The 22,151-nt window shown below is 45.2% G+C and carries 18 protein-coding genes and 10 tRNA genes; 27 read left to right on the top strand and 1 reads right to left on the bottom strand.

Translation table 11 applies throughout. The features are described 5' to 3' along the window. Positions 1–123 precede the first annotated feature (123 nt). The 11 genes from mazG to rpoS all read left to right on the top strand — a co-directional run bounded on the left by mazG (position 124) and on the right by rpoS (position 10,508). The gene (gene mazG, locus AB4133_RS05915; protein ID WP_017068693.1) at positions 124–921 is read left to right on the top strand and encodes a nucleoside triphosphate pyrophosphohydrolase; all 798 of its coding nucleotides are present in this window, start codon (positions 124–126) and stop codon (positions 919–921) included. A gap of 150 nt (positions 922–1,071) precedes the next feature. Further along, positions 1,072–2,712, top strand: a complete 1,641-nt coding sequence (locus tag AB4133_RS05910; protein WP_017059034.1) for a CTP synthase — start codon at positions 1,072–1,074, stop codon at positions 2,710–2,712. An 81-nt stretch (positions 2,713–2,793) separates the two neighbouring features. Then, positions 2,794–4,092: a phosphopyruvate hydratase gene (gene eno / locus AB4133_RS05905; protein ID WP_017059033.1), complete on the top strand. Its 1,299-nt coding sequence runs from the start codon at positions 2,794–2,796 to the stop codon at positions 4,090–4,092. A gap of 401 nt (positions 4,093–4,493) precedes the next feature. Further along, on the top strand, positions 4,494–4,775 hold the full coding sequence (ftsB, locus tag AB4133_RS05900; protein ID WP_010435786.1) for a cell division protein FtsB: 282 nt from the start codon (positions 4,494–4,496) through the stop codon (positions 4,773–4,775). Beyond that, the gene (ispD, locus tag AB4133_RS05895; RefSeq protein WP_017059032.1) at positions 4,775–5,476 is read left to right on the top strand and encodes a 2-C-methyl-D-erythritol 4-phosphate cytidylyltransferase; all 702 of its coding nucleotides are present in this window, start codon (positions 4,775–4,777) and stop codon (positions 5,474–5,476) included. The genes ftsB and ispD overlap by 1 nt, the downstream gene beginning before the upstream one ends. Positions 5,477–5,478: 2 nt before the next feature. After that, complete coding sequence (gene ispF, locus AB4133_RS05890) at positions 5,479–5,958, top strand: 2-C-methyl-D-erythritol 2,4-cyclodiphosphate synthase (protein ID WP_004739053.1); 480 nt, start codon at positions 5,479–5,481, stop codon at positions 5,956–5,958. A gap of 22 nt (positions 5,959–5,980) precedes the next feature. Next, positions 5,981–7,027: a tRNA pseudouridine(13) synthase TruD gene (gene truD / locus AB4133_RS05885; RefSeq protein ID WP_017059031.1), complete on the top strand. Its 1,047-nt coding sequence runs from the start codon at positions 5,981–5,983 to the stop codon at positions 7,025–7,027. Positions 7,028–7,108: 81 nt separating this feature from the next. Next, positions 7,109–7,852: a 5'/3'-nucleotidase SurE gene (surE, locus tag AB4133_RS05880; RefSeq protein WP_017633214.1), complete on the top strand. Its 744-nt coding sequence runs from the start codon at positions 7,109–7,111 to the stop codon at positions 7,850–7,852. Continuing rightward, on the top strand, positions 7,853–8,479 hold the full coding sequence (locus AB4133_RS05875; RefSeq protein ID WP_017633213.1) for a protein-L-isoaspartate(D-aspartate) O-methyltransferase: 627 nt from the start codon (positions 7,853–7,855) through the stop codon (positions 8,477–8,479). A 35-nt stretch (positions 8,480–8,514) separates the two neighbouring features. Next, on the top strand, positions 8,515–9,429 hold the full coding sequence (gene nlpD / locus AB4133_RS05870) for a murein hydrolase activator NlpD (protein WP_372128350.1): 915 nt from the start codon (positions 8,515–8,517) through the stop codon (positions 9,427–9,429). Positions 9,430–9,527: 98 nt separating this feature from the next. Further along, a complete protein-coding gene (gene rpoS, locus AB4133_RS05865) occupies positions 9,528–10,508 on the top strand; it encodes an RNA polymerase sigma factor RpoS (RefSeq protein WP_017059027.1) in 981 nt (326 codons plus the stop codon). A gap of 140 nt (positions 10,509–10,648) precedes the next feature. Here rpoS and mutS read toward each other — a convergent pair whose 3' ends face one another. Further along, positions 10,649–13,210, bottom strand: a complete 2,562-nt coding sequence (mutS, locus tag AB4133_RS05860; RefSeq protein WP_372224067.1) for a DNA mismatch repair protein MutS — start codon at positions 13,208–13,210, stop codon at positions 10,649–10,651. Between the two features lie 124 nt (positions 13,211–13,334). On the opposite strand from mutS, the gene pncC reads away from it, so the two are divergent. The 16 genes from pncC to AB4133_RS05780 all read left to right on the top strand — a co-directional run bounded on the left by pncC (position 13,335) and on the right by AB4133_RS05780 (position 22,123). Further along, positions 13,335–13,829, top strand: a complete 495-nt coding sequence (gene pncC, locus AB4133_RS05855; RefSeq protein WP_029235458.1) for a nicotinamide-nucleotide amidase — start codon at positions 13,335–13,337, stop codon at positions 13,827–13,829. A 139-nt stretch (positions 13,830–13,968) separates the two neighbouring features. Next, a complete protein-coding gene (recA, locus tag AB4133_RS05850; protein WP_017056586.1) occupies positions 13,969–15,009 on the top strand; it encodes a recombinase RecA in 1,041 nt (346 codons plus the stop codon). Positions 15,010–15,341: 332 nt separating this feature from the next. Continuing rightward, a complete protein-coding gene (gene alaS, locus AB4133_RS05845) occupies positions 15,342–17,924 on the top strand; it encodes an alanine--tRNA ligase (protein ID WP_017063223.1) in 2,583 nt (860 codons plus the stop codon). 220 nt (positions 17,925–18,144) lie between these two features. Next, entirely contained in the window at positions 18,145–19,326 is a 1,182-nt protein-coding gene (locus tag AB4133_RS05840) for an aspartate kinase (RefSeq protein WP_082153902.1), read from the top strand. Positions 19,327–19,418: 92 nt separating this feature from the next. Then, on the top strand, positions 19,419–19,616 hold the full coding sequence (csrA, locus tag AB4133_RS05835; protein WP_004415691.1) for a carbon storage regulator CsrA: 198 nt from the start codon (positions 19,419–19,421) through the stop codon (positions 19,614–19,616). A gap of 474 nt (positions 19,617–20,090) precedes the next feature. Continuing rightward, a tRNA-Ser gene (locus AB4133_RS05830) sits at positions 20,091–20,183 on the top strand. A gap of 43 nt (positions 20,184–20,226) precedes the next feature. Beyond that, positions 20,227–20,303: transfer RNA gene (locus AB4133_RS05825), tRNA-Arg, on the top strand. Positions 20,304–20,347: 44 nt separating this feature from the next. Next, positions 20,348–20,440: transfer RNA gene (locus tag AB4133_RS05820), tRNA-Ser, on the top strand. Positions 20,441–20,529: 89 nt separating this feature from the next. Further along, positions 20,530–20,606, top strand: a tRNA-Arg gene (locus AB4133_RS05815). Positions 20,607–20,673: 67 nt separating this feature from the next. Continuing rightward, positions 20,674–20,750: transfer RNA gene (locus AB4133_RS05810), tRNA-Arg, on the top strand. An 80-nt stretch (positions 20,751–20,830) separates the two neighbouring features. Continuing rightward, positions 20,831–20,907, top strand: a tRNA-Arg gene (locus AB4133_RS05805). Between the two features lie 79 nt (positions 20,908–20,986). Then, positions 20,987–21,063 (top strand) — tRNA-Arg (locus AB4133_RS05800). A gap of 58 nt (positions 21,064–21,121) precedes the next feature. Beyond that, a tRNA-Arg gene (locus AB4133_RS05795) sits at positions 21,122–21,198 on the top strand. Positions 21,199–21,255: 57 nt separating this feature from the next. After that, positions 21,256–21,332 (top strand) — tRNA-Arg (locus tag AB4133_RS05790). Between the two features lie 81 nt (positions 21,333–21,413). Then, positions 21,414–21,490: transfer RNA gene (locus AB4133_RS05785), tRNA-Arg, on the top strand. A 375-nt stretch (positions 21,491–21,865) separates the two neighbouring features. Then, a complete protein-coding gene (locus AB4133_RS05780; RefSeq protein ID WP_004741884.1) occupies positions 21,866–22,123 on the top strand; it encodes an oxaloacetate decarboxylase subunit gamma in 258 nt (85 codons plus the stop codon). Positions 22,124–22,151 lie beyond the last annotated feature (28 nt).

Here is a 22,151-nt window from a genome sequence, read left to right as displayed (position 1 = left end):
CATTCTTCGCTCTTGGGGATGACGGAAAGAATAGAAAGGTGAGTGGTTTTGGCTGCTCGCCTTTTTTAGTTTTAGAAGACGTTATAAATTTAAAAATCAAAGACAGTGAATAGGAAGAAAACGATGAATCACCCGATTGAACAACTTGAACAGATTATGACTAAGCTGCGCGATCCAGAAGGTGGCTGTCCTTGGGATTTGAAACAAAATTTTGAAACAATTGTCCCGCATACTATCGAAGAAACCTACGAGGTGGTGGACGCGATTCACAACAAAGATTGGCCGAACCTACAAGAAGAGTTGGGTGACTTGTTGTTTCAGGTGATCTTCTATAGCCAGTTAGCGAAAGAACAGGGGTTGTTTGAGTTCTCTGATGTGGTTGATGGCATTAACGAAAAGCTAACACGCCGTCACCCGCATGTGTTCTCTGATACTGAGTTTGCCAGTGATGAAGAAATCAATGCCAATTGGGAAGCGGAAAAAGCCAAAGAAAAAGCACAAGCAGGCAAAACTCAAGAAAGTATTCTAGACTCAATACCAAACTCTCTACCTGCACTTTCGCGTGCTACAAAAATTCAAAAGCAGGTCGCGAAATATGGCTTTGATTGGGACTCAATTGGCCCAGTCGCCAATAAGGTATTAGAGGAAGTGGACGAGGTGCTAGAAGAAGCACTTCAAGTGACGCCAAACGAAGAATTGGTTGAAGAAGAGCTGGGGGATTTACTGTTCGCGACCGTTAACTTGGTACGACATTTAGGTAAAAACCCAGAATCGGCACTCAATAAAGCCAATCTCAAGTTTTCGCGTCGCTTTAAAGGGGTGGAACAAAAAGTTCGTCAGCAAGGTAAAAATTTGACCGATTTTTCACTACAACAGCTTGATTCCATGTGGGGTGAAGTCAAAGTGGCGGAGAAAAGATAACCAAAGCTTTTATCATGAATTGATTTGAAGCAAAAAATAAAAAATAGCAGTGTGATAGATTTCACGTTGTGGCGATAAGGGGCTTCTGGTATATTTTCATCCCGTCCAGAAGTAGTCCATTTCCCTCATTCAACCAATTTCAGGTTAAACATGACGACAAATTACATTTTTGTTACTGGCGGGGTTGTATCCTCTCTAGGTAAAGGTATTGCTGCAGCATCTCTTGCGGCTATTTTAGAAGCTCGTGGTCTTAAAGTGACTATGATGAAGCTTGACCCTTACATCAACGTTGATCCAGGCACTATGAGCCCGACTCAGCACGGTGAAGTGTTCGTTACGGAAGATGGCGCTGAAACAGACCTTGACCTTGGTCACTATGAGCGATTCATTCGCACCAAGATGACTAAGCGTAACAACTTCACTGCAGGTCGTGTTTACTCAGACGTACTCGCTAAAGAGCGTCGCGGTGATTACCTAGGTGCAACTATTCAGGTTATCCCACACATCACTAACTCTATCAAAGAGCGTGTAATTTCTGGCGCAGCTGGCCACGATATTGCGATCGTTGAAGTTGGTGGTACGGTTGGTGATATCGAATCTCTACCATTCATGGAAGCGATTCGTCAGCTAGCAGTAGAACTAGGCCGTGAACGCGCAATGTTCATGCACCTTACTCTAGTGCCATACCTAGCAGCTGCGGGCGAAGTGAAAACTAAGCCAACGCAACACTCTGTAAAAGAGCTACTGTCTATTGGTATTCAGCCAGACATCCTAGTTTGTCGTTCAGACCGCAACATTCCTTCGAACGAGCGTAAGAAAATTGCTCTGTTCTGTAATGTGCAAGAAAATGCAGTTATTTCTATGCGCGATGTTGACTCTATCTACAAGATCCCTCAGCTTATTAAAGCTCAAGGTACTGATGAACTTGTATGTAAGCGTTTCGGCATCACAGCTCCAGAAGCAGACCTGTCTGAATGGGAACAAGTAATTTACGAAGAAGCTAACCCAACGGGTGAAGTGACGATTGGTATGGTTGGTAAGTACATTGAACTACCAGACGCATACAAATCAGTAAATGAAGCGCTAAAACACGCGGGCTTGAAAAATCGCCTAAGCGTTCATATTAAATACGTAGATTCACAAGACGTTGAGTCTCGTGGCGTAGAAGTTTTAGAAGGCCTAGATGCAATCCTAGTTCCTGGTGGCTTTGGTGACCGTGGTGTTGAAGGTAAGATTCTTGCTGCTCAATACGCTCGTGAAAACAAAGTACCGTACTTAGGTATCTGTCTAGGTATGCAAGTAGCACTTATCGAGTACGCTCGTAACGTTGCGAAAATGGAAGGGGCACACTCTTCTGAATTCTGCACTGAAACTAAGTACCCAGTTGTTGGTCTTATCACTGAGTGGACTGATGGCGAAGGTAAAGTTGAAGAGCGTACAGAAACATCTGACCTTGGCGGCACAATGCGTCTTGGTTCACAGCTTTGTCACCTAGCGAAAGGGACGAAAGCTTACGAATTATACGGTAGCGCGACGATCCATGAACGTCACCGTCACCGTTACGAAGTGAACAACAATCTTCGTCCACAAATCGAAAAAGCGGGCCTAAAAGTATCGGGTCTATCTGCGGACAAGAAACTGGTTGAAGTTATTGAGAACCCGAACCACCCATGGTTCGTTGCTGCTCAATTCCACCCAGAGTTCACTTCAACACCTCGCGATGGTCACCCATTGTTTGCAGGTTTCGTTAAAGCGGCTGGTGAGTTCCAGCGCGGCGAGTTAGAGAAGTAAAAAGGAATACAGGTAGCTGCGTAAGTTGTGCTGCTACCTTTAAATTTGACATTTATATATTCAACGAGAAGGAAACATTCAATGTCTAAGATCGTTAAAGTTCTAGGTCGTGAAATCATCGATTCACGTGGTAACCCAACTGTAGAAGCTGAAGTACACCTAGAAGGCGGTTTCGTAGGTATGGCTGCTGCTCCATCTGGCGCATCTACTGGTTCTCGCGAAGCTCTTGAGCTACGTGACGGCGACAAATCACGTTTCCTAGGTAAAGGTGTTCTTAAAGCTATTGAAGCTGTAAACGGCCCAATCGCTGAAGCTCTAGTTGGTACTGACGCTAAAGCACAAGCTGACGTTGACCAAATCATGCTTGACCTAGACGGTACTGATAACAAGTCTAAGTTCGGCGCGAACGCTATCCTAGCTGTATCTCTAGCTAACGCAAAAGCTGCTGCTGCTGCGAAAGGCATGCCTCTATACGAGCACATCGCTGAGCTAAACGGTACTGCTGGTCAGTTCTCTATGCCTCTACCAATGATGAACATCATCAACGGTGGTGAGCACGCAGATAACAACGTTGACATCCAAGAGTTCATGATCCAACCAGTTGGCGCTAAAACTCTTAAAGAAGGTCTACGTATCGGCGCTGAAGTATTCCACAACCTAGCTAAAGTTCTTAAGTCTAAAGGCTACAGCACTGCAGTTGGTGATGAAGGTGGTTTCGCTCCTAACCTTAAGTCTAACGCTGAAGCTCTAGAAGTTATCGCAGAAGCTGTTGCAGCTGCTGGTTACGAACTAGGTAAAGACGTTACTCTTGCTATGGACTGTGCAGCATCTGAGTTCTTCGACAAAGAAGCTGGCATCTACAACATGAAGGGCGAAGGTAAAACTTTCACTTCTGAAGAGTTCAACCACTACCTAGCTGAGCTAGCGAACAACTTCCCAATCGTTTCTATCGAAGACGGTCTTGACGAGTCAGATTGGGATGGCTTCAAGCACCAAACTGAACTTCTAGGCGACAAGCTTCAAATCGTTGGTGACGATCTGTTCGTTACAAACACTAAGATTCTTGCTGAAGGTATCGAGAAAGGCGTAGCTAACTCTATCCTTATCAAGTTCAACCAAATCGGTTCTCTAACAGAGACTCTAGCTGCTATCAAGATGGCTAAAGACGCTGGCTACACTGCAGTAATCTCTCACCGTTCTGGCGAAACTGAAGATGCAACTATCGCTGATCTAGCGGTAGGTACAGCTGCAGGTCAAATCAAAACTGGTTCTATGAGCCGTTCTGACCGTGTTGCTAAGTACAACCAACTTATCCGTATCGAAGAAGCTCTAGGTTCTAAAGCTCCTTACAACGGTCTTAAAGAAGTTAAAGGTCAATAATTCGTCCTATTTGGCACTGTAGCTGCGTTAACTGCAGAAGATTCACTAAGTCACATAGGAAACTATGCTCCATAGCTGAATCTTCTTTGTTGCCTTGCTACAGCACCAACTAGTTAGAATTATGCACTAATACTTTTGAATGCCTCGCTTATGCGGGGCATTTTTTTGTCTGTAGAAAACTGAATGAAAGAAGCTCTAGGCTCTAAAGCTCCTCCTTGTCACATATAAAGTTCGTCATTCCCTAGACTGACGAAGGAAGGAGTAGGGAATCTCATTGTTTTCCTGACAATGACTCCCCGACTTATTGATTCCCTGACACCACATATCTCGCACCAATAAGCTCATTATGGTATATATGTGCCTTATTCTAGTTCCTTCTTTTTCAACCGGCGAAAGGTGTTATGCGAATTTTTGCTTTAGTACTGCTCATAGTGTTTGGCTGGCTACAACACACACTGTGGCTCGGTAAAAATGGTATCTCTGATTACTACGGTGTGAACAACGAAATCCAAGTTCAACAGCAAGTAAATGAAAAGCTGCATATTCGAAATGCAGAAATGTTTGCTGAAATTGACGATCTACGCCAAGGCTTAGACGCGATAGAAGAACGCGCACGTCATGAACTTGGAATGGTCAAAGAAGGTGAAACGTTTTATCGCATCATTGGTGAGGAATCCCATTAATGTCGACTCAACTTCAAAGCGTGATTGCCGTTGTACCTGCGGCGGGCGTCGGTAGCCGAATGAAGGCAGACCGCCCTAAGCAATATCTCAAGATTCACGACAAAACAATTTTAGAGCACACCATTGAGAAATTACTGTCTCACCCACAAGTCGCTCAAATTGTCGTTGCGATCAGCGATGATGACCCATACTACCCTGATCTAGCACTCAACCTGAACCCGCAAGTGATCAGAGTGTCAGGCGGAAGCGAGCGAGCGGACTCTGTACTCTCTGCGCTAAACTATATCGCTGAGCAGCAGCTTAGTGATTGGGTAATGGTTCACGATGCGGCAAGGCCGTGTGTTCAGCTAAGTGATATCGACAAGCTAATTTCCGGCGCGATGAGCCATGATGTGGGCGCTATTTTAGCGGCTCCAGTTCGTGACACGATGAAGCGCGGTGCCCAAGGGCAGATCGAGCATACCGTTGAGCGTGCCGATTTATGGCATGCACTTACGCCGCAAATGTTCAGAGCAAAGCCTCTGTGGAAGGCATTAAGTGAGGCGTTGCAACAAGGCGCTTCAATTACTGATGAAGCCTCAGCCTTTGAATGGAAAGGTTTATCGCCCGCTTTAGTGGCAGGGCGTTCAGATAATTTTAAGATTACTCAGCCTGAAGATTTAGCGCTTGCTGAGTTCTATTTAAGTCAGAATAAGGAATAATGATGATTCGTATTGGCCATGGCTTTGATGTACATAAGTTTGGTGGTGAAGGCCCGGTAATTATTGGTGGTGTAAGCATCCCTTACGAGCAAGGTCTTATTGCACACTCAGACGGTGATGTTGCCCTTCATGCGTTGTGTGACGCTCTATTGGGTGCGATTGCTGCGGGTGATATTGGTCGTCATTTCCCTGATACCGATGACGAATGGAAAGGTGCGGATAGCCGTGAGCTACTGAAAGATGTTTACCGTCGAGTAAAAGAACAAGGTTACGTGATTGGTAATGCCGATATTACTATCATGGCGCAAGCTCCAAAGATGGCGCCTCATATAGACTCTATGTGCCAAGCTATTGCTCAAGACCTAGAAACCAGCATTAGCAATGTGAATGTAAAAGCGACGACCACTGAGCGTTTAGGTTTTACAGGTCGCAAAGAGGGCATCGCATGTGAAGCGGTGGTCCTAATTACTAAAAGTGCGTAAGCACCAACACGAAAAGAACAGCATGTCAGATATTTTATCTTCATTGGCTTATCTAAACGGTAAACCAACTGCGAAAGCAAAACTAAAAGCAAAAGCCGAACACTTTGTCGTTAATGAAGACTTGGGTTTTGAGTTTGCTGGTGAAGGCGAGCACCTAATGGTTCGTATTCGTAAAACGGGTGAAAACACGAGCTTCGTAGCAAACGAGCTGGCTAAAGCTTGCGGTGTTAAGTCGAAAGACGTGAGCTGGGCGGGTTTGAAAGACCGCCACGCTGTGACAGAGCAGTGGTTGAGCGTTCACCTACCGAAAGGTGAGCCTGACTTTTCAGGGTTCTTAGCACAATACCCAAGCATTGAAATCTTAGCGACAGCGCGACACAACAAAAAGTTACGTCCAGGCGATTTAGTTGGCAACCAATTTGAGTTGACCTTGTCTGAAGTAACGGATTGCGATGATGTGGTCAAGCGTTTGGAAAAAGTCGCTCAAGTGGGCGTGCCAAACTACTTTGGTGCTCAGCGTTTTGGCAATGAAGGTAACAACCTATCTGAAGCTCGTCGTTGGGGCCGCGATAACGTTCGTACTCGTAACCAGAATAAGCGCAGCTTGTACCTTTCTGCTGCTCGTTCGTGGATTTACAACCTGATCCTTTCAGACCGTATTGAGCAAGATGCGTTTGCATCAGCATTGGTTGGCGATATCGTGGTGAAAGACGGTGCTCAACTGGCAGTAACAGCAGACAACATTGAAGCTGTAAACCAAGACATTGCGAACGGTTCTGCTTTGATAACTGTTGCTTTGGCTGGCGATAATGCCTTACCAACGATTGATGAGTCTCAAGCTCTAGAACAGAAACACCTTGATGCTGAACCGGATCTAATGGCTCTGATTCGTGGTAACCGTATGCGTCATGATCGCCGTGAAGCGTCACTGAAACCAACAGACTTAACTTGGGAAGTGAACGAAGATAATGTCACGCTTAAGTTCTCTCTTGATGCGGGTTGTTTCGCAACAGCGATCGTTCGCGAATTGGTTGAAGAAGTACACGTAGAGAGAACCTACGAGCAATAACGATTCTGCTTGGAGCTGAGTCACTTGATATTGGAATTTAAGTGACTTGGCTTAGCATGGGAACAAAAGAAAGGATACAAGATGAAGATTTTACTCAGCAATGATGATGGTGTGCACGCTCAAGGTATTCATGAGCTAGCAAATGAATTACGTGATCTTGCTGAAGTTATCATTGTGGCACCTGACCGAAATCGCTCAGGTGCTTCAAATTCATTAACTTTAGAACAACCTTTGCGCGTTCAAGAAATTGCAGAAAATACCTACTCGGTACAAGGCACGCCGACCGACTGTGTGCATTTTGCGTTAAATGAACTGCTCAAGAACGATATGCCCGATCTGGTTTTAACGGGTATTAATCACGGTGCTAACCTGGGTGACGATGTGCTTTATTCAGGCACAGTCGCAGCCGCAATGGAAGGGCATTTCTTAGGCGTTCAATCGGTGGCATTTTCATTGGTGGGTAAAAAACATTTTAAGACAGCGGCAGCGATTGCTCGTCGTATCGTCGAACAACATTTAGTCAACCCAATCCCAACTAATCGCCTGTTAAACGTCAATGTGCCTGATTTGGCTTTAGAACAACTCTCTGGTACTCAAGTTACGCGCCTCGGTGCTCGTCACCATGCCGAAGATATGATTAAGCAAAAAGACCCTCGTGGTCATGATATCTATTGGCTTGGTCCTCCGGGTAAAGAGCAAGATGCTGGCGAAGGTACCGATTTTTACGCAATCGAACATGGCTTTGTATCGGTAACACCGTTACAAGTTGATCTGACGGCGCACGAGTCGTTAGGTGCGATGACAACATGGTTAGGGGAGAAGTAAGTGAGCAATCCACAAGCCGAGCGCTTAGTTACTTTTCTGATTGAAAATGGTATCCGAGACCAAAAGGTTCTTGATGCGATTTACCAACTGCCGAGAGAGAGCTTTTTATCACAGGCGATGTACCATCAAGCTTATGATAATAATGCGCTGCCGATCGGACAGGGGCAAACCATCTCGCAACCATATATTGTTGCTAAAATGACAGAGTTACTTGAGTTACAACAAGATAGCCGCGTTTTGGAGATTGGAACGGGTTCTGGTTACCAAACCGCAGTATTGGCTCAGCTTGTTGATCATGTCTATTCGGTTGAAAGAATAAAGTCGCTACAATGGGATGCTAAGCGTAGGTTGAAGCAACTCGATTTCTACAATATTTCAACTAAGCATGGTGATGGTTGGCAAGGGTGGTCTTCAAAGGCGCCTTTTGATGCGATTATTGTTACCGCTGCTGCAGAGTCGATTCCTCAAGCGCTTCTGCAACAGCTGAAAGATGGTGGTCGTTTACTGATTCCTGTTGGGGATGATGAACAACAACTGTTGAAGATCGTTCGTCACGGCGATGAATTTTTGTCGAGTGTTATCGAAATGGTGAGATTTGTACCTCTTGTTCCTGGTGAACTAGCTTAATAACAAGATTAATGGTGTAGGTGGATAGAGAGTCGATGCGTTCGAAGTTGTTAAAAGGAAGTACTTTACTGCTTAGCTGTGCCCTTGTTGGGTGTGCAGCGAATTCGCCTGCGCCCGTTTCAAACCTAAACAAGAATTACTCATCGATTGATCGTGGTAGTTATCGTGGCAGTTACTATGAAGTTAAAAAAGGCGACACCCTTTACTTCATTGCTTATGTCACCAATAAAGACGTTAAAGACCTCATCGGTTATAACAAGTTGTCTGCTCCTTACACTATCCACCCAGGGCAGAAGCTTAAGTTGTGGCGTCCTAGCTACAATGCGCCAGCGTATGGTAAATCAACGGTAGCGGCAGCAGCAGTTGCTGCGCCTGTCGCGGCATCGACAACGTCATCTGCGGCAAGTAAACCTAAAACCACATCGCAACCGAGCAAAAACTCTAAACCGGCTCCAGCTCAAACTACCACCAAAGTGGTGAAAAAAGATCCACCAAAGAAGGTTGAACAATCCAAATCAAAGGAGTATGTTGGTTCTAAAGGTAAACAGAATGTTACACCGCCCACCAAACCAACAAGTGATAAAGTATCCAAATGGTTATGGCCAACTAAAGGGAGAGTAATCAAGAGTTTCTCTGTAGGCGAACAAGGAAATAAAGGCATAGACATAGCAGGACAGCGAGGTCAGCCAATAGTATCTACTGCAGGGGGAACGGTTGTTTATTCGGGTAATGCACTACGAGGCTACGGCAATCTAGTGATTGTGAAGCACAATGATAATTACTTAAGTGCATACGCGCACAACGACCGACTATTAGTATCTGAAGGGCAAAGTGTGAAACCAGGGCAGAAGATTGCAACAATGGGAAGCTCTGGAGCCAGCAGTGTTAGGCTGCACTTTGAGATTCGTTACCAAGGTAAGTCCGTTAATCCAAAACGATATTTACCTTAAATACAATATGCAAAAATTACGTATTGTATGGAGTGACATAGTCATTTAGCGACATATGAAGTTGTAATGTCATGCTAATTTCGCCAGGGGGAGGCGTTATGAGTATAAGCAATGCAGTAACCAAAGAAGAGTTCGATCTTGACCAAGCAACCACGGAACCGGAAGCTCTTGGAAAAGCAAAACGAACAGTCACTAAGAAAACCGAAGCGAAAGAAGAAGTTGAAGTTACGTCTAAAAGTTTAGATGCCACTCAACTCTACTTAGGCGAAATTGGTTTCTCACCACTACTAACCGCTGAAGAAGAAGTGCTATATGCACGTCGAGCTCTACGCGGTGATGAAGCAGCACGTAAACGCATGATCGAAAGTAACCTGCGTTTAGTGGTAAAAATTTCACGTCGTTATAGCAACCGCGGCCTTGCACTTCTCGATCTAATCGAAGAAGGCAACCTAGGTTTGATTCGCGCCGTAGAGAAGTTTGATCCAGAGCGTGGCTTCCGCTTCTCAACTTACGCGACATGGTGGATTCGTCAAACCATTGAACGTGCGTTAATGAATCAGACTCGCACTATCCGTTTGCCAATCCATGTTGTGAAAGAGCTGAACATCTACCTACGTACTGCAAGAGAGCTATCACAAAAGCTTGACCATGAACCAACGGCAGAAGAAATTGCTTCTAAGCTAGATAAGCCGGTTGGTGATGTGAGCAAGATGCTTCGTCTAAACGAAAGAGTGAGCTCTGTTGATACGCCAATTGGTGGTGACGGTGAGAAAGCGCTGTTGGATATTATTCCAGACATCAATAATTCAGATCCTGAGGTTTCAACTCAAGATAGCGATATCAAGAACTCGTTGATTTTCTGGCTTGATGAGCTGAATCCTAAGCAGAAAGAGGTGCTTGCGCGTCGCTTTGGACTACTGGGTTATGAACCGTCAACATTAGAAGAAGTGGGCCGCGAAATCAGCCTGACTCGTGAACGTGTTCGTCAAATCCAAGTTGAAGGTCTTCGCCGTCTACGTGAGATTCTTATCAAGCAAGGTCTGAATATGGAAAACCTGTTCAACGTAGAAAACGACTAATTGAACGGATGATGCTTCTCTAAATAGAAGACAAATAAAAACGCTGACTTTAAGTCAGCGTTTTTTTGTTTGTGGCTTTGGTATTTCATGCCGTCTAATCAAAATAGCAGTACGGCCATAACAAGCTACTTGGTAAGAAACTAAAGCAGCTTCTTCAAGCGGTAAAGTTCTTCTAATGCTTGGCGAGGAGTTAGATCATCAGGATCAACATTCGCTAGCGCTTGCTCTACTTCACTCGGTTCTGGGATCAGGCTCAGTTGGTTTGCGATATCGACACCGCTTGGCTTCGATGTTGGCGACTCCATACTTAACGCTTCTAACTGAGTCAGCTTCGCACGAGCATTCTTGATCACTGCTTTCGGTACGCCAGCTAAACCTGCAACCGCTAGACCATAAGATTTACTTGCAGCACCTTCTTGAACTGCGTGCATAAAGGCAATGCTATCACCATGCTCAACCGCATCTAAGTGTACGTTTGCTAAAGTTGGAAGTTGGTTAGGTAGTTCAGTTAGCTCAAAGTAGTGCGTTGCAAACAGTGTCATCGCATTGATTTGATTGGCTAGCCACTCTGCACTTGCCCAAGCCAGAGACAGGCCATCGTAAGTACTGGTACCACGACCGATTTCATCCATTAGCACAAGGCTGTTTGGTGTTGCATTGTGCAGGATATTTGCGGTTTCTGTCATCTCAACCATGAAGGTTGAACGGCCAGAAGCCAAATCATCGGATGCGCCAATACGCGTAAAGATACGGTCGATAGAGCCGATGGTTGCGCTTTCTGCAGGAACATAACAACCGATATGAGCCATCAATGCGATGAGTGCCGTTTGGCGCATGTAGGTCGATTTACCACCCATGTTGGGACCCGTGATGATCAGCATCTTACGTTGATCATTCAGGTCGATAGGGTTAGCAATGAAAGGTTCGTCCATCACTTGTTCAACAACAGGGTGACGACCGGCCTGAATTTGTACGCCAGCAGACTCTGTCATGGTTGGACGACAGTAATCAAGGGTATCTGCACGCTCAGCCAAGTTCTGTAGAACATCAAGCTGAGATACTGAAGAGGCGATATTTTGTAGGCGCTCTAGATACGGCAGTAGTAAGTCAAACAACTCTTCCCACAGCTGTTTCTCGATAGCGAGTGCTTTCGACTTAGAGTTAAGTACTTTGTCTTCGTGCTCTTTTAGCTCAGGAATGATGTAACGCTCAGCATTTTTCAGCGTTTGACGACGAACATAGTGTAGCGGCACAAGATGGCTTTGCCCACGGCTTACTTGAATGAAGAAACCATGTACGTTGTTGTAGCCAACTTTTAGCGTGTCGATGCCATGACGTTCACGCTCTTCTTGCTCAAGCTTATCAAGAAATTCAGTTGCGCCTGCTGCAAGGTCGCGCCATTCGTCTAACTCGGCATTGTAGCCTTCTGCAATCACACCACCGTCACGGATAACCACCGGTGGGTTCTCTTTGATTGCACGTTCAAGCAGCTCAGAAACCTCATCCACAGGAGAAGCATATTGAGCAAGTTGAGTTAGGTATGGGTGCTTCAGTTGCGTCAGTGTTTCAGCAAGCTCTGGCAAATATTCCATTGCTTGGCGAAGACGCGCCATATCGCGAGGGCGAGCAGAGCGAAGTGCTAATCGAGCGAGAATACGTTCGATATCACCAATCTGTTTTAAGGTTGGCTGTAGTTCTGTGAATAGAGCCAAATCTTTCATTTCACCAATTGCATCTAAGCGCTGATCGAGTGCAGATATATTGCGCATTGGTTGATGTAACCAACGCTTAAGCATACGGCTACCCATTGCTGTCGCAGTGTGATCAAGTACTTCGGCAAGGGTGTTATCAGTACCACCCCCAAGATTTTGCGTGATCTCCAAATTACGACGAGTTGCAGCATCAAGGATCACCGAGTGATCTTGTTTATCCATCGTGAGTGAACGGATATGAGGGAGGGCAGTACGTTGGGTATCTTTCACGTATTGGATCAAACAACCAGCCGCACATAGACCCAGTTTCGCGCTTTCTACGCCAAAGCCAACCAGATCGCGAGTACCAAACTGCTTATTCAATTGCTGCTTAGCGGTGTCTAATTCAAATTCCCATACAGGGCGGCGGCGGTTGCCATTACGGCTTGCCATTAAATCGACGGGTTCGAAATCTTCAGGGAACAGCAGCTCACGCGGAGAGGTTCTTTGTAGCTCAGCGGCCATCGCTTCTTCTGTTTCTGGCTCGCAAAGTTGGAATCGGCCAGAGGTAATATCAAGTGTCGCATAACCGAATTTACCGTTGTGGTGATAAATGGCTGCAATTAGGTTATCAACGCGTTCAGAAAGCAAGGCTTCGTCGGTTACGGTACCCGGTGTCACGATACGCACTACTGCGCGCTCAACAGGGCCTTTTGAAAGTGCTGGATTACCAATCTGTTCACAAATTGCTACGGACTCACCAAGTTGCACTAACTTTGCAAGGTATCCTTCAACCGCATGGTATGGAACACCTGCCATCGGAATCGGTTCACCATTTGATGAGCCACGCTTAGTCAGTGAAATATCGAGGAGTTGAGAGGCTTTTTTAGCGTCATCGTAGAAAAGCTCGTAGAAATCGCCCATGCGGTAGAACAGCAGAATTTCTGGGTTTTCTGCTTTCAGTTTTAGATACTGCTGCATCATGGGAGTATGTTTTTGATCGGCTTTCACAGTTAACTTCTTTCGTTTATTTCTATTGCGGCTTAGGATACGTGAAAGCGTTTCGTGCGAAAAGCGGCTGATGCGAAAAGATGCGAATCCAAATGATATGACAGTAAATAAAGGGAAGCAGATGATGCAGATGACTCAAGACCTTAGTGAGCAGCTTGGACATTTACTCGCTAAACACAAACACGTGTTAGTGACGGCTGAATCTTGCACTGGCGGAGGTGTCGCGAGTGCAGTCACCGATATTGCGGGCAGCTCTGGATGGTTTGATCGCGCTTTTGTTACGTACAGCAATGAAGCCAAACAAGAGATGATCGGTGTACAGCTTAAAACCTTAATGGAATTCGGCGCCGTGAGTGAGCCTGTCGTAATAGAAATGGCGAGCGGGGCATTGCAACATTCAAACGGGACGATCTCTGTATCAATCAGTGGCATCGCTGGCCCAGGTGGCGCGACCGAAGATAAGCCTGTTGGTACAGTATGCTTCGCGTGGAAAGCGCTAAATGGCTGGGATAAAGTAGAAACGCATGTATTTACAGGCGACAGATCACAAGTACGCCAACAAGCCACGCACCATGCCCTGCAAGTTATTTATGATTACCTATCAATGGAAGGTAAGTAACATTTGTACAAATTATTTTCATACAGGTATAGACACTGTATGAATCAACAGTATAATGAAAGCCAATTAGTCACCCCTATGTGGGTTAGAAATAGATTCTAGATCGCTTGTTGAGACAACCGATTATGTGGAGATAGAAATGGACGAGAATAAACAAAAAGCGTTAGCCGCAGCCCTTGGTCAGATTGAAAAGCAATTTGGTAAAGGTTCTATCATGCGTCTTGGTGATAACCGCACAATGGACGTAGAAACTATTTCTACAGGTTCTCTATCTCTAGATATCGCACTAGGTGCTGGTGGCCTACCGATGGGACGTATCGTAGAAGTTTACGGTCCAGAATCATCAGGTAAAACAACGCTAACGCTTGAGCTTATTGCTGCAGCACAGAAAGTGGGAAAGACGTGTGCATTCGTTGATGCGGAGCACGCACTAGACCCTATCTACGCTCAAAAGCTTGGTGTTGATATCGATGCACTTCTTGTTTCTCAACCAGATACTGGTGAGCAAGCGCTGGAAATCTGTGATGCACTGGCTCGTTCAGGTGCAATCGACGTTCTTGTTATTGACTCAGTAGCAGCCCTAACACCAAAAGCAGAAATCGAAGGCGAAATGGGCGACAGCCACATGGGTCTTCAGGCTCGTATGCTTTCTCAAGCAATGCGTAAGCTGACGGGTAACCTTAAGCAGTCTAACTGTATGGCTATCTTCATTAACCAAATTCGTATGAAAATTGGTGTGATGTTCGGTAACCCAGAAACAACAACAGGTGGTAACGCACTTAAGTTCTACGCATCTGTTCGTCTTGATATTCGCCGTACTGGTGCGATTAAAGATGGTGATGAAGTTGTTGGTAACGAAACTCGTATCAAGGTCGTTAAGAACAAGATTGCTGCACCATTCAAACAAGCTGAGACTCAAATCCTTTACGGTAAAGGCTTCAACCGCGAAGGTGAGCTTATCGACTTAGGTGTTAAGAATAAGCTAGTAGAAAAAGCAGGCGCTTGGTACAGCTACAAAGGCGATAAGATCGGCCAAGGTAAAGCTAACGCTGGTAAATACCTACGTGAAAACCCAGAAGTTGCTCTAGAGATCGATACTAAACTTCGTGAGTTACTACTGACTCCTGCTGTTCTTGAAGAGAAAGACGTAGAGAAAGAAGAAGAAAACGAAGAGCTATAAGCTCACGTTTTATAGAGTGGATGTTTGAAAGAAGCATCCGCTTTGAAAGAATTTAAAGCCTCGCATATTTTATGCGGGGCTTTTTTATTGGATCTGCTCCGTCGAGCATGTCTTTGGTCAAATCTCTCTCGTTGACTGAGTTTCTTCGGTACTAGGTCGTCAATTTAGTTCTGCTTTTCCACGGCAAGATATAGTGGAATATTCTTCATTTTATCGAATTCCCACTAAAATCCTGCCCAAGGGTGTCTTTTCTACAAGAAAACTAGTCGAAGCCTTAACCATGATCTACAATACGGCAAAATTCTAACTCGACTATTTTCAGGAAGAGCTGCATGTACATGAGCACTGATGAGGTTCGCAACGCGTTCCTTAAGTTCTTTGAGAGCAAAGAACACCAAATCGTAGACAGTTCATCGTTAGTTCCACATAACGATCCAACCCTGCTATTTACTAACGCAGGTATGAACCAATTCAAAGATTGCTTCTTAGGCGCCGAAAAGCGTGCCTACACTCGAGCAACTACGGCTCAGCGTTGTGTACGTGCGGGTGGTAAACACAATGACCTTGAAAACGTAGGTTTCACGGCTCGTCACCACACGTTCTTCGAAATGCTAGGCAACTTCAGCTTTGGCGACTACTTCAAAGAAGAAGCGATTGGATTTGCTTGGGAATTCCTGACTGAAACTCTTCAACTGCCAAAAGACCGCCTGCTGGTAACGGTATACGAGACAGATGATGAAGCATTCGATATCTGGAACAAGAAAGTAGGTGTTCCTGCTGACCGTATCGTTCGCATTGGCGACAAAGAAGGCGGTAAACAGTTCGAGTCTGATAACTTCTGGACGATGGGTGACACAGGTCCTTGTGGTCCATGTACTGAAATCTTCTACGATCACGGTGAGCACATCTGGGGCGGCCGTCCTGGTACACCTGAAGAAGATGGTGACCGTTTCATCGAGATCTGGAACAACGTATTCATGCAGTTCAACCGTCACGCTGACGGCACAATGGAACCGCTACCTAAGCCTGCTGTAGATACAGGTATGGGTATTGAGCGTATTTCTGCAATCATGCAGGGCGTTCACTCTAACTACGAAATTGATGTATTCCAAAAGCTAATCAAAGCGACTGCGGAAGTTGTTGGTCATGACGATCTATCTAACCAATCGCTACGCGTTATTGCTGACCACATCCGTTCTTGTTCATTCCTAATTGCTGACGGTGTTATGCCTTCAAACGAAGGTCGTGGCTACGTTCTACGTCGTATCATCCGTCGTGCAGTTCGTCACGGTAACAAGCTTGGCGCACAAGGCGTGTTCTTCCACAAACTTGTGGGCGTACTGGCTGAAGTGATGGGCTCTGCGGCAGATGAACTTAAGAAACAGCAAGAGCTGGTTGAAAAAGTACTTCGCATTGAGGAAGAGAACTTTGGTCGTACGCTAGAGCGCGGCATGGTTATTCTTAATGACGCACTAGATGCACTTGAAGGCAAAGAGCTTGACGGCGAAACAGTTTTCAAACTTTACGATACATACGGCTTCCCAGCTGACCTTACTAACGATGTAGCTCGCGAACGCGATTTTACTATCGATGAAGAAGGCTTTGAGAAGGCGATGGAAGCACAGCGTAAGCGTGCACGTGAAGCAGGCCAATTCGGCACGGATTACAACGCGACAATCAAAGTAGACACCAACACTGAGTTCTGTGGTTACACAGCAACTGAAGGTGCTGGTGAAATCTCTGCGCTATTCGTTGACGGCGAAGAGGTTGCTTCACTATCGGCTGGCGACAAAGCAATCATCATCCTTGAAGAGACACCATTCTACGCTGAGTCAGGCGGTCAATGTGGTGATGCTGGTACACTAAAAACAGCGTCGGGTCTTTTCAAAGTACAAGACACTCAGAAGCTAGGTAACGCATTTGCGCACCACGGTGAGCTAGTTGAAGGTGTATTTGCTAAGGGCGATAAAGTAGAAGCAACGGTTGACGCTGAGCGTCGAGCTGCTATCTCACTAAACCACTCTGCCACTCACTTACTTCACTCTGCATTGCGCGAAGTGCTAGGTGAGCACGTTGCTCAGAAAGGTTCTTTAGTTAAGCCAGACAACCTACGTTTTGACTTCTCTAACCTTGAAGCGGTAACACCAGCACAGATTAAAGAAGTAGAGCGTCTAGTTAACGCACAAGTTCGTAAGAACCATGTGATTGAAACGAACATCATGGACATCGAGTCAGCGAAAGAAAAAGGTGCAATGGCACTGTTTGGCGAGAAGTACGATGATGAAGTTCGCGTTCTATCTATGGGCGACTTCTCTACTGAACTTTGTGGTGGTATCCACGCTTCAAACACAGGTGATATCGGCCTATTCAAGATCACTTCTGAAGGTGGTATTGCTGCGGGTATTCGTCGTATTGAAGCGGTAACAGGTGAAGCTGCACTAGATGCAGTAGAAGCTCAAGCTAACGCTTACGAAGAGAAACTGGCTGAGTCAGCTAAGAAAGCGAAATCGCTAGAGAAAGAAATCCAACTGCTTAAAGAAAAGATGGCTGCTGCAGAAAGCGCAAACATCATGGGCAAAGTAGAAGACATCTCTGGTACTAAAGTTTTGGTTGCTGCAATTGAAGGCGCAGACAACAAGAACCTACGTACTATGGTTGATAACGCTAAAAACCAAGTAGGTAGCGGCATCATCCTGATCGCGAACGTAGCAGACGGTAAAGTTGGCTTGATTGCTGGTGTAACCAAAGACCTAATCGGCAAAGTAAAAGCGGGTGATCTCGTCAAGATGGTTGCTGAGCAAGTTGGCGGTAAAGGCGGCGGTCGTCCAGATATGGCTCAAGCGGGCGGTACAGACGTTGCAGCACTGCCAGAAGCGCTTAAATCTGTGCGTACTTGGCTAGAAGAGCGTCTTTAAGCTTAAGTAATTGATACAAAGATGCCCAATCAGTTGATTGGGCATCTTTTATTTTGCCTATTGGAAGTGTGTTTAAACAAGATTTGATTGAGATTAACCAAGAAGTCTAATGGTGGCGTTAGACTCCTTGGTTAATTTTTTATTGCTTCGCCCTGACGCGGAGTATGTGTTTTTTTGTCATATATAGACATTGGTCTTGGGAAGGTGAGGACGGGTGAAAATGCCTCTTATCGTGCAAAAATTTGGTGGAACGTCGGTGGGTTCAATTGAACGAATCCATCATGTAGCAGAAAAAATCATTGAAGCGAAAAATGAAGGGAACCAGATTGTGGTTGTCGTTTCTGCTATGTCTGGTGAAACAAATCGGTTAGTTAATTTAGCCACGCAAGTTGATAGCGTACCAAACGCTAGAGAACTGGATGTGTTGTTAACGGCTGGCGAGCAAGTTTCCATGGCCTTGTTAGCAATGACGTTACACAAGTTAGGTTATGAAGCGACATCGATGACTGGCTACCAAGCCAAGATACACACGGATTCTAATCATAATAATGCAGCGATTGAGCGCATTGATACTGCCCCGATTCAAGCTTTGCTAGATGACAATCAGATTGTTATTGTTGCAGGCTTTCAAGGATTCAATGCGAAAGGCGATATCACAACATTAGGCCGCGGTGGTTCAGATACTACAGCGGTCGCGCTTGCAGGTGCCTTGCAGGCGAAAGAATGCCAGATCTATACTGATGTAGATGGTGTTTACTCTTGTGACCCTAGAGTCGTAAAGCAATCTCAGAAATTAGATACTTTAGACTTCCCTTCTATGGAAGAGATGGCCCGCCGAGGCGCTAAGGTGTTGCATCTTCCGTGTGTTCAGTATGCATGGCAGAACAACGTGCCATTGCGAGTGCTTTCAAGCTTTGAACAAGGCGAGGGCACATTGATCGCGGGTAATCAGTGTTTGAATGATATTGCTGGCATCGCCATCCAAAGAGATATGGTGCGTATCGAGTGTTTGAATGAAGATTTACCGTCTTTCATTTCACATTGCCAACTGTTGGGGATCGAAGTCTGTAGTGTGATCGAGGAAACAGAACGGGCAGCACTCATTATTAAACAAGACATAAGTGCCAAATTAAAACTAGTTTTTGCTGAGAAAATCCGTAATAGTGAACAGGTTAGTTTGTTAACTGTGGTAGGAAGCCGAACACAAGAAATTGTGGTCAGTTCACATGGATTGTTGTCTGAAGGCGAAATTGATGTACAGCATCACTTATTGCAGCAGCAGTCTTTAACTTTGGTGATATCACCAACGCAAGTCGATATGGCTGCTAACATATTACACAATGCATACATCGTAGCGCGTGAAACACAGGGTTATCCTAAAAAAGAAGTGCATTTTGGTTAAATAAACTCAATCGATAGTTTACGAAAATATAACTTTTGTTGGATAATGCTCTCGTAGCTAGATAAATTTAGAGATTACTCAAGGAGCAAAGAATGCTAATTTTGACTCGCCGCGTTGGCGAAACACTGATGATTGGTGATGAAGTAACAGTTACTGTACTAGGCGTTAAAGGTAACCAAGTACGTATCGGTGTTAACGCACCTAAAGAAGTATCTGTTCACCGTGAAGAGATCTACATGCGCATTCAAGCTGAAAAAGGTAATGGTAACGTTGCATCTGGCAACTACTAATACTTTTGCGTAGAGAAGAGGCTAGCATTGTTGCTAGCCTTTTTTGATCTTGGGGAACCGAAACACTCATTGGGACATAGATGGGTTGGATAACGGATCGGTCTCAAAGTGGTGAAGTGAATGCTTTGTGATGCTGCGAGATACAGACAAGGTTGAACAGAACTGTTGCTCTCTATTTTGTTTGGCAAAACTCAAGATTTATTCGCTTCCCCTATGGCGAAAATACGCATCCCGTAGTATTGTGCCATCAGCGGTAGCACTTGCTGCTGGAGAAATTAGATAATTGTTTTCGGCTGTTTATTATTGCCAATCTTTCACCTTAATTTTTAAGGGAAAAAGCGCGATTTGAATCTTATAAGTTCAATTTGCAAGCGCTTTGATTAAATAGCAAACGGTTGAGTGTTTTTGTCCAATTTTTTTCAATAAAGTGTTTGACATATTTTCGGTAAAACGTAATATGTGCCTCCGCAAGACGGTGAGGTGGCCGAGAGGCCGAAGGCGCTCCCCTGCTAAGGGAGTATGTGGTTTGTAGCTGCATCGAGGGTTCGAATCCCTCCCTCACCGCCATTTCTTGCGAGTCTAAAATTAGCAATTTAGACAATGTAAATGTGCGTCCTTAGCTCAGCTGGATAGAGTACCTGGCTACGAACCAGGCGGTCGGAGGTTCGAATCCTCCAGGACGCGCCATTCTCTCTTCTCTTACTTGTAAGTGATTTGAGAATAATGAATTAGGTGAGGTGGCCGAGTGGCCGAAGGCGCTCCCCTGCTAAGGGAGTATGTGGTTTGTAGCTGCATCGAGGGTTCGAATCCCTCCCTCACCGCCATTCATTACAGGCCGATGGCCTTTTTTTTTCTTCGTAGCAAGAAGAATGTGATATATTTCACAACTTCATTCTTAATGAATGAACACCGTGCGTCCTTAGCTCAGCTGGATAGAGTACCTGGCTACGAACCAGGCGGTCGGAGGTTCGAATCCTCCAGGACGCGCCACTATTTAAGGGTTAATTTCTTTTAAGAATGAAAGTCCTTGTATTGACTAAGTTTATACTAAAACCGTGCGCTCTTAGCTCAGCTGGATAGAGTACCTGGCTACGAACCAGGCGGTCGGAGGTTCGAATCCTCCAGAGCGCGCCACTATTTAGGGTTTAGTTCTTATAAGAATGTGAATCCTGATATTGATAAATCGTTCGTCGAAAATTAATATCAAAAACCGTGCGTCCTTAGCTCAGCTGGATAGAGTACCTGGCTACGAACCAGGCGGTCGGAGGTTCGAATCCTCCAGGACGCGCCACTATTTAGGGCTTCTTTCTTATAAGAACAGAAATCCTTGTATTGAGTTGTTGTTTACAACGAATTGATACTAAAACCGTGCGCTCTTAGCTCAGCTGGATAGAGTACCTGGCTACGAACCAGGCGGTCGGAGGTTCGAATCCTCCAGAGCGCGCCACTATTTAGGGTTTCTTTTATGAACCCCTGATATTGGGAATACCGATATCGAAAACTGCGCGTCCTTAGCTCAGCTGGATAGAGTACCTGGCTACGAACCAGGCGGTCGGAGGTTCGAATCCTCCAGGACGCGCCACTCTTTAGGGTTTCCTTGTGAACTCCTGATATTGGAAATACTGATATCGAAAACCGTGCGTCCTTAGCTCAGCTGGATAGAGTACCTGGCTACGAACCAGGCGGTCGGAGGTTCGAATCCTCCAGGACGCGCCACTATTTAGGGCTTTTTTCTTATAAGAATGAAATCCTTATATTGATCTCTTGTTAGTAACAATGAATTGATATTAAAACCGTGCGCTCTTAGCTCAGCTGGATAGAGTACCTGGCTACGAACCAGGCGGTCGGAGGTTCGAATCCTCCAGAGCGCGCCACATTATTAGAAAAAGCCTCGTTTATACGAGGCTTTTTTTATGTCTGCTGCAAATTTGTTGCGACAATGTTAAATTTGTTCGTTGTTTAACTTGTTGTATTTAAAGTAGTTCTTGATTGCTTCTTTGTTATTCCACCTTTCTCATATCAATTCCCAGAAAAGCCCCGTTTAAGTCACAGTTTAAATATCTAAAAATGACGTATTTGACAGATTTATGTGATCTGATAGGCGAATAATTAACCTTATGTGTGCGTTATCCGTAACAGAACCTTAAACAAAATTGACAAACTTTTACCAATCGAGATAATCCATGGGTCGGGATCACTATTCGCTGAAATCCTGTACGTATGTCAGGATGACGAAGAAAGGAAGCAACATGACTAATATTGGAAGCCTGCTAGGAGATGCGGCGACTCTAATGATAACGGGGATGTCCGTTGTCTTTATTTTCCTAACTATTCTAGTTTACCTCGTTCGGTTGATGTCAAAACTGGTACCAGAAGAAGTACCAGAGCCGATCGCAGCACCTAAAAAAATTCAAAAATCACAATCAAACCCTTCAGCTGTTAGTCCACAGGTAGTGGCAGCAATTTCGGCCGCGGTTCATCAATACCGTGCGTCTACTGCTAAGTAGCATTTAAAGGATTAAAAAGGAGTTTATG

Source organism: Vibrio sp. 10N.286.52.F8 (assembly GCF_041468745.1).
GTDB classification, from domain to species: Bacteria; Pseudomonadota; Gammaproteobacteria; order Enterobacterales; family Vibrionaceae; genus Vibrio; species Vibrio crassostreae_C.
Note: the sequence above shows the minus strand (reverse complement) of the source record. Positions and strands in the feature narration are given on the sequence as shown.

What these genes read in the sequence shown, in the direction of transcription:
- eno (WP_017059033.1), top strand. Translation starts at nt 2,794, where the DNA reads ATGTCTAAGATCGTTAAAGTTCTAGGTCGTGAAATCATCGATTCACGT.
- rpoS (WP_017059027.1), top strand. Translation starts at nt 9,528, where the DNA reads ATGAGTATAAGCAATGCAGTAACCAAAGAAGAGTTCGATCTTGACCAA.
- pncC (WP_029235458.1), top strand. Translation starts at nt 13,335, where the DNA reads ATGCAGATGACTCAAGACCTTAGTGAGCAGCTTGGACATTTACTCGCT.
- AB4133_RS05840 (WP_082153902.1), top strand. Translation starts at nt 18,145, where the DNA reads ATGCCTCTTATCGTGCAAAAATTTGGTGGAACGTCGGTGGGTTCAATT.
- AB4133_RS05910 (WP_017059034.1), top strand. Translation starts at nt 1,072, where the DNA reads ATGACGACAAATTACATTTTTGTTACTGGCGGGGTTGTATCCTCTCTA.
- recA (WP_017056586.1), top strand. Translation starts at nt 13,969, where the DNA reads ATGGACGAGAATAAACAAAAAGCGTTAGCCGCAGCCCTTGGTCAGATT.
- ftsB (WP_010435786.1), top strand. Translation starts at nt 4,494, where the DNA reads ATGCGAATTTTTGCTTTAGTACTGCTCATAGTGTTTGGCTGGCTACAA.
- alaS (WP_017063223.1), top strand. Translation starts at nt 15,342, where the DNA reads ATGTACATGAGCACTGATGAGGTTCGCAACGCGTTCCTTAAGTTCTTT.
- truD (WP_017059031.1), top strand. Translation starts at nt 5,981, where the DNA reads ATGTCAGATATTTTATCTTCATTGGCTTATCTAAACGGTAAACCAACT.
- nlpD (WP_372128350.1), top strand. Translation starts at nt 8,515, where the DNA reads ATGCGTTCGAAGTTGTTAAAAGGAAGTACTTTACTGCTTAGCTGTGCC.
- mazG (WP_017068693.1), top strand. Translation starts at nt 124, where the DNA reads ATGAATCACCCGATTGAACAACTTGAACAGATTATGACTAAGCTGCGC.
- AB4133_RS05780 (WP_004741884.1), top strand. Translation starts at nt 21,866, where the DNA reads ATGACTAATATTGGAAGCCTGCTAGGAGATGCGGCGACTCTAATGATA.
- csrA (WP_004415691.1), top strand. Translation starts at nt 19,419, where the DNA reads ATGCTAATTTTGACTCGCCGCGTTGGCGAAACACTGATGATTGGTGAT.
- ispF (WP_004739053.1), top strand. Translation starts at nt 5,479, where the DNA reads ATGATTCGTATTGGCCATGGCTTTGATGTACATAAGTTTGGTGGTGAA.
- surE (WP_017633214.1), top strand. Translation starts at nt 7,109, where the DNA reads ATGAAGATTTTACTCAGCAATGATGATGGTGTGCACGCTCAAGGTATT.
- ispD (WP_017059032.1), top strand. Translation starts at nt 4,775, where the DNA reads ATGTCGACTCAACTTCAAAGCGTGATTGCCGTTGTACCTGCGGCGGGC.